Consider the following 5,653-nt stretch of genomic DNA (forward strand, 5'->3'; position numbering starts at 1 on the left):
CGTCATGAATTTTGCGGAAGCTGTGCAAAATCAAGTTCGATTAGATTATCTCACCTGTTTAACGGTGGCGGATATTTGTGCTACCAACAGCAATTTATGGAATAGCTGGAAACGTTCGCTTTTTGCCTCTTTATATGAATTTACCGAACAGCAATTTGCACAAGGCATGAAAGAATTGCTTGATTATTCAGAAAAATCGGAAGAAAACCGAAAACTTGCACAACAAATTTTAACGCAGGATTATTCAGATATTGCACCAATCTTTATTGAGCAATTATGGGCTTGTTGTCCTGAAGATTATTTTGTGCGTAATACGCCAAAACAAATTGCGTGGCATACAAGTTTGTTGGTGGATTTCGCTGAATCATTATTAGTGAAAATTAGTAATCGCTTTTCACTTGGCGGCACGGAAGTGTTTATTTATTGCCAAGATCAACCGCACTTATTTAATAAAGTGGTGAGTACCATTGGCGCAAAAAAATTCAGTATCCATGATGCGCAGATTATTACGACACAAGATGGTTATGTTTTTGATAGCTTTATCATCACAGAACTTAACGGTGAATTAGTGGAATTTGATCGTCGCCGAGAACTAGAGCAAGCCCTAACATTAGCCCTTCAAAGTGAAAAATTACCCGCACTTTCTATTGCGCCGAATCGTCAGCTTCAACATTTTACTGTACAAACAGACGTGCGTTTTTTACATGAAAACAAAAAAGAGCATACTGAAATGGAACTGGTTGCGTTGGATAAACCGGGTTTATTAGCCCAAGTGAGCCAGATTTTCAGTGAGTTAAATCTCAATTTATTGAATGCGAAAATTACCACTGTGGGCGAGAAAGCTGAGGACTTTTTTATTTTGACGAACCAATTTGGACAAGCTCTGGATTCTCAACAAAGAGAAATATTACGTAACGTGCTGTATCGAAATATTGGATAGTCCTTTTTATAAAAATATATTTCTAGGTAAATTTGCCTTATGTTATCCTTTACAAAAACATTTTAGGGTCACACTATGCTGAGTATTTTTGTTACTTTCCTTGGCGCATTTTTAACATTGATTGTGATGCGACCAGTTGCCAATTGGATTGGATTAGTTGATAAGCCAAACTATCGTAAACGTCATCAAGGCGCAATTCCGCTAATCGGTGGCGTATCGCTTTTTGTTGGAAATCTTTGCTATTACCTGATGGAATGGGATCAACTTCGATTACCGTATCTCTATTTGTTCAGTATTTTTGTTTTATTGGCGATTGGGATTTTAGATGATCGATTTGATATCAGTCCTTTCTTAAGAGCTGGGATTCAAGCAATACTGGCTATTTTAATGATCGATCTTGGGAATGTTTATCTTGATCATCTAGGTCAAATTTTAGGGCCTTTCCAGTTAACGCTGGGTTCAATTGGTTTGATTATTACCGTCTTTGCCACTATCGCGATTATTAATGCCTTTAATATGATTGATGGTATTGATGGATTGCTCGGTGGGCTTTCTTGCGTTTCTTTTGCCGCGATTGGTTTCTTGATGTATCGAGATGGGCAAATGGATATGGCGCATTGGAGTTTTGCTTTAATCGTGTCGATTTTACCTTATTTGATGCTCAATCTAGGGATTCCATTTGGCCCAAAATATAAGGTGTTTATGGGGGATGCGGGGAGTACATTAATTGGATTTACCATTATTTGGATTTTGTTATTGAGTACGCAAGGAAAAGGGCATCCTATGAATCCAGTAACCGCACTTTGGATTATTGCGATTCCTTTGATTGATATGGTTGCGATTATTTATCGCCGTGTACGTAAAGGTAAAAGCCCATTCCGCCCAGATCGTTTACACGTTCATCATTTAATGGTGAGAGCAGGTTTAACATCAAGACAAGCCTTTTTATTGATTACGTTTGTTTCTGCAATTTGTGCAACTATCGGTATTTTAGGGGAAGTTTATTATGTGAATGAGTGGGCGATGTTTGTCGGCTTTTTCATTTTATTTTTCCTTTATGTCTATTCAATTACGCGTGCATGGCGAATAACTCGTTGGGTCAGAAGAATGAAACGTCGCGCAAAACGATTGAAGAAAGCATAAAAAATAAAGGCTTGTGTTATTAAATCACAAGCCTTTATTTTTGAGAAAATTCGCCGCGCTTTTTAACATTTTGACGATCTATTCTTATAGATAGAAAAAATCCCCAGCCTTTTGGCTAGGGATTGAAATTTGGAGCGGGAAACGAGGCTCGAACTCGCGACCCCGACCTTGGCAAGGTCGTGCTCTACCAACTGAGCTATTCCCGCAATAATGCTTCTATAATGTGAAATTGGAGCGGGAAACGAGGCTCGAACTCGCGACCCCAACCTTGGCAAGGTTGTGCTCTACCAACTGAGCTATTCCCGCAGTTCACATCAGTGAATGAGGTCGCATTATACAAATATTTTTAGGGCTTGCAAGGGCAATTTCATAAAAAGAAATTTTTTGTTGAAGTTTTCGTCAATCTAATTTCATGAAATGTTCGCGATAATAAGCCAGCTCTTTAATCGATTCTCGAATATCATCTAGCGCCAAATGCGTATTCTCTTTTTTAAAGCCTTCTAAAATTTCAGGTTTCCAACGTGCAGCAAGTTCTTTTAATGTGCTCACGTCTAAATGGCGATAATGAAAATAATCGGCTAAATCAGGCATATATTTCACTAAGAATCGTTTATCTTGGGCAATACTGTTACCGCAAATTGGCGACGCACCTTTGGGAACCCATTTTTTTAAAAAGTCTAAGGTTTGTAATTCTGCTGCACGTTCGGTGAGTTTGCTGGTTTTTACGCGTTCAATTAAGCCATTTTCACTATGTGTTTTTTGGCACCAATCATTCATTTTATTGAGTAATTCATTAGACTGATGAACAGCCAATACTGGGCCCTCTGCCAAAATATTTAAATTTTTATCTGTCACAATAGTCGCAATTTCAATAATACGTTCTTTTTCCGGATCTAAACCGGTCATTTCTAAATCAATCCAAATAAGATTTTGTTTATCGAATGACATAATATCAGGTATCCTATGCAAAAATTTTTTTCATTTTACCAAAAATAAGGGAAAAAACGACCTCACTTTTATGGCTAAACGTAAATTAACTCAGAACCAAACTAGAAGAATTCAATCGAATAATGCGAAAACATTACATCGCCATAAGAAAAAAGAGATTGAATGGTCAGATGAAATGCTTGGTGAATCACAAGAAGGTGTTGTGGTCACGCGTTATTCGATTCATGCAGATGTCGAAAATGAACAAGGCGAAATTTATCGTTGTAATTTGCGTCGTACCTTGTCGAGTTTGGTGGTGGGAGATAAAGTTGTTTGGCGTAAAGGCAATGAACAATTACAAGGTGTGAGCGGCGTGATTGAGGCAATTCACCCCCGAGAAAATGAAATTTCCCGCCCTGACTATTATGATGGTTTGAAACCCATTGCGGCGAATATTGATCGTATTATTATTGTATCAGCAGTATTGCCAACGCTTTCCTTAAATATTATCGATCGTTATCTTGTTGTGTGTGAAATCGCGGGAATTACGCCTCTCATTGTTTTGAATAAAGTGGATTTATTGTCACAAGAACAGCGTCAAGAAGTTGAAAAAGATCTTAAAATTTACCAAGATATTGGCTATGAGATTTTAATGATTTCAGCAAAGAGCGGTGAAAATATGGAAAAATTAACCGCACTTTTGGCACAAGGCACGGCGATTTTTGTTGGGCAATCTGGTGTTGGTAAATCGAGTTTAATTAATCATATTTTGCCTAGAGTAAACGCTCAAGTAGGGGATGTGAGCGAAACATCAGGCTTAGGGCAGCATACGACGACATCATCACGTCTTTACCATTTGCCGCAAGGTGGTAATTTAATTGATTCGCCAGGGATTAGAGAATTTGGGCTTTGGCATTTAGATGCCGAGCAAATCACAAAAGGGTATCGAGAATTTCAATATGTTTTGGGAACCTGTAAATTCCGTGATTGTAAACATTTGAGCGATCCTGGGTGTGCGTTGCGTGAAGCAGTGGAGCAAGGAAAAATTTCGCCTGTTCGTTATGATAATTATCACCGATTAATTGAAAGTTTAAGTGAAACAAAATCACAACGTCATTTTTCAGCAGTTTAACGATTGCGCAAGCTGGATGATAAATAAACAAATCCTGAGTTTTTTTATGATCTAATTCAATTTTTTTAGTGTTTATTCTTGATTATTCGCTTTTGAACAAGGATACTAAGGCAGATTTTATCTTTGTATTTTTTAACTATTATTTAGTAGAGAGGTAGCATTATGTACTCAAAAGATGTTGAAATCACTGCGCCAAACGGTTTACACACTCGTCCAGCAGCACAATTTGTGAAAGAAGCGAAAGCATTTTCTTCCGATATCACAGTAACATCTGCCGGTAAGAGCGCAAGTGCAAAAAGCTTGTTTAAGTTACAAACACTAGGTTTAACACAGGGAACAGTGATTACCATTTCTGCTGAAGGCGAAGATGAGCAGCAGGCAGTTGAGCATTTAGTCGCTTTGATTCCAACTTTAGAATAATTCTTACTTAGCCATAAAATTGTGAAATTTTATGGCTATTGTTTATCTATTCCTTTTTAATTATTTCGGAAGGTATCTATGATTTCTGGTATTCTCGCATCACCTGGTATTGCCTTTGGTAAGGCACTTGTTCTTAAAGAAGAAAAGATTGTTCTTGATACGCAAAAAATTACTGATGATCAAATTGACGCAGAAGTCGCTCGATTTTATGAAGGTCGTGCATTGGCGGTGGAACAACTTAATTCAATCAGAGAGCGCGCATTAATTTCTTTAGGTGAAGAAAAAGCCGCGATCTTTGAAGGCCACTTGATGATTCTTGAGGATGAAGAATTAGAAGAAGAAATTCTTGATTATCTTCGTTCAAATAAAGTCAATGCCGCAGTTGCAGCGAGCAAAATTATTGATCAACAAGTCACAATGTTGTCGGAGATCGATGATGAATATTTAAAAGAGCGTGCTGGCGATATTCGTGATATTGGTAACCGTTTAATTAAAAATATTTTGGGCATGTACATAGTAGATCTTGGCGATATTCAAGAAGAATCAATTCTTGTTGCTTATGATCTGACCCCATCAGAAACCGCCCAACTTAATCTTGAAAAAGTATTAGGGGTTGTCACTGATATTGGTGGTAGAACATCTCATACTTCTATTATGGCGCGTTCTTTAGAATTACCAGCGATTGTAGGCACAAATAATGTGACCGAATTAGTCAATACAGGTGATTACTTAATTTTAGATGCGATAAATAATCAAGTTTATATTAATCCAACACAATCTCAGATTGATGAATTAAAAACACTTGAAGCTAAAATTTCTCAGGAAAAAGCAGAGTTAGCTAAATTAAAAGATCTTCCAGCGATCACCTTGGATGGACATAAAGTTGATGTGGTTGCCAATATCGGGACAATCCGTGATTGTGAAGGGGCAGATCGTAATGGTGCAGAAGGTATTGGTTTATACCGAACTGAATTCTTATTTATGGATCGTGAACAACTTCCGACGGAAGAAGAACAATTCATCGCCTACAAAGAAGTCGTAGAAGCAATGAACGGGCGTTTAACCGTGCTTCGTACTATGGATATTGGTGG

General features: G+C 37.7%; 6 protein-coding genes and 2 tRNA genes. 5 read left to right on the plus strand and 3 right to left on the minus strand.

Going from position 1 to position 5,653, the window contains the following annotated elements; translation table 11 throughout:
- Nucleotides 1–940 (plus strand): ACT domain-containing protein (locus tag AAX18_RS07905; RefSeq protein WP_046953498.1); only part of this gene is annotated, 940 nt, incomplete at its 5' end.
- Nucleotides 941–1,015: 75 nt separating this feature from the next.
- Nucleotides 1,016–2,083 carry a UDP-N-acetylglucosamine--undecaprenyl-phosphate N-acetylglucosaminephosphotransferase gene (gene wecA / locus AAX18_RS07910; protein WP_005628399.1) on the plus strand — a complete coding sequence of 356 codons (1,068 nt, stop codon included), beginning with the start codon at nt 1,016–1,018 and terminating at the stop codon, nt 2,081–2,083.
- A 130-nt stretch (nt 2,084–2,213) separates the two neighbouring features.
- Here wecA and AAX18_RS07915 read toward each other — a convergent pair.
- The 3 genes from AAX18_RS07915 to orn all read right to left on the minus strand — a co-directional run bounded on the left by AAX18_RS07915 (nt 2,214) and on the right by orn (nt 3,031).
- Nucleotides 2,214–2,289: transfer RNA gene (locus AAX18_RS07915), tRNA-Gly, on the minus strand.
- 24 nt (nt 2,290–2,313) lie between these two features.
- Nucleotides 2,314–2,389: transfer RNA gene (locus AAX18_RS07920), tRNA-Gly, on the minus strand.
- Between the two features lie 93 nt (nt 2,390–2,482).
- Entirely contained in the window at nt 2,483–3,031 is a 549-nt protein-coding gene (gene orn, locus AAX18_RS07925) for an oligoribonuclease (RefSeq protein WP_046953499.1), read from the minus strand.
- A gap of 70 nt (nt 3,032–3,101) precedes the next feature.
- Here orn and rsgA point away from each other — a divergent pair, with 70 nt between their 5' ends.
- From rsgA to ptsP, 3 genes are all read left to right on the plus strand, one after another.
- A complete protein-coding gene (gene rsgA / locus AAX18_RS07930) occupies nt 3,102–4,142 on the plus strand; it encodes a small ribosomal subunit biogenesis GTPase RsgA (protein ID WP_005628403.1) in 1,041 nt (346 codons plus the stop codon).
- A 162-nt stretch (nt 4,143–4,304) separates the two neighbouring features.
- Nucleotides 4,305–4,562: a phosphocarrier protein Hpr gene (gene ptsH, locus AAX18_RS07935; protein ID WP_005628404.1), complete on the plus strand. Its 258-nt coding sequence runs from the start codon at nt 4,305–4,307 to the stop codon at nt 4,560–4,562.
- Between the two features lie 78 nt (nt 4,563–4,640).
- Nucleotides 4,641–5,653 (plus strand): phosphoenolpyruvate--protein phosphotransferase (gene ptsP, locus AAX18_RS07940; protein ID WP_046953500.1); only part of this gene is annotated, 1,013 nt, incomplete at its 3' end.

It is taken from the genome of Haemophilus haemolyticus (assembly GCF_001008205.1).
GTDB classification, from domain to species: Bacteria; Pseudomonadota; Gammaproteobacteria; order Enterobacterales; family Pasteurellaceae; genus Haemophilus; species Haemophilus haemolyticus_Q.